The organism is Mycoplasma sp. 327, assembly GCF_053851655.1.
This window is the reverse complement of record NZ_JBSQBA010000016.1, coordinates 1-1,447: the sequence shown is the minus strand read 5'-3', so window position 1 is coordinate 1,447 and position 1,447 is coordinate 1. Positions and strand designations below refer to the sequence as shown.

The 1,447-nt window shown below is 49.2% G+C and carries 1 rRNA gene; it reads left to right on the top strand.

Annotated features, from left to right (window positions below):
- Positions 1-4: 4 nt before the first annotated feature.
- A 16S ribosomal RNA gene (locus ACWXVS_RS03165) occupies positions 5-1,447 on the top strand; the annotation flags it as partial.

Genomic DNA, 1,447 nt, shown 5'->3' with positions numbered 1-1,447 from the left:
ATCAAATTTTAAGAGTTTGATCCTGGCTCAGGATGAACGCTGGCTGTGTGCCTAATACATGCATGTCGAGCGAAGGTAGCAATACCTTAGCGGCGAATGGGTGAGTAACACGTGCTTAATCTACCCTTTAGATTGGAATACCCAATGGAAACATTGGCTAATGCCGGATACGCATGGAATCGCATGATTCCGTTGTGAAAGGGGCCTTAAAGCCCCGCTAGAGGATGAGGGTGCGGAACATTAGTTAGTTGGTAGGGTAATGGCCTACCAAGACTATGATGTTTAGCCGGGTCGAGAGACTGAACGGCCACATTGGGACTGAGATACGGCCCAAACTCCTACGGGAGGCAGCAGTAGGGAATATTCCACAATGAGCGAAAGCTTGATGGAGCGACACAGCGTGCACGATGAAGGTCTTCGGATTGTAAAGTGCTGTTATAGGGAAAGAATACTTGGTTGAGGAAATGCTTCCAAGCTGACGGTACCCTGTCAGAAAGCGATGGCTAACTATGTGCCAGCAGCCGCGGTAATACATAGGTCGCAAGCGTTATCCGGAATTATTGGGCGTAAAGCGTTCGTAGGCTGTTTATTAAGTCTGGAGTTAAATCCCAGGGCTCAACCCTGGCTCGCTTTGGATACTGATAAACTAGAGTTAGATAGAGGTAAGCGGAATTCCATGTGAAGCGGTGAAATGCGTAGATATATGGAAGAACACCAAAGGCGAAGGCAGCTTACTGGGTCTACACTGACGCTGAGGGACGAAAGCGTGGGGAGCAAACAGGATTAGATACCCTGGTAGTCCACGCCGTAAACGATGATCATTAGTCGGTGGATAGTTCACTGACGCAGCTAACGCAGTAAATGATCCGCCTGAGTAGTATGCTCGCAAGAGTGAAACTTAAAGGAATTGACGGGGACCCGCACAAGCGGTGGAGCATGTGGTTTAATTTGAAGATACACGGAGAACCTTACCCACTCTTGACATCCTTCGCAATGCTATAGAGATATAGCGGAGGTTAACGGAGTGACAGATGGTGCATGGTTGTCGTCAGCTCGTGTCGTGAGATGTTTGGTCAAGTCCTGCAACGAGCGCAACCCCTATCTTTAGTTACTAACGAGTCATGTCGAGGACTCTAGAGATACTGCCTGGGTAACTGGGAGGAAGGTGGGGATGACGTCAAATCATCATGCCTCTTACGAGTGGGGCAACACACGTGCTACAATGGTCGGTACAAAGAGAAGCAATATGGCGACATGGAGCAAATCTCAAAAAGCCGATCTCAGTTCGGATTGGAGTCTGCAATTCGACTCCATGAAGTCGGAATCGCTAGTAATCGCAGATCAGCTATGCTGCGGTGAATACGTTCTCGGGTCTTGTACACACCGCCCGTCACACCATGGGAGCTGGTAATACCCAAAGTCGGTTAGCTAACCTCGGAGGCGACCG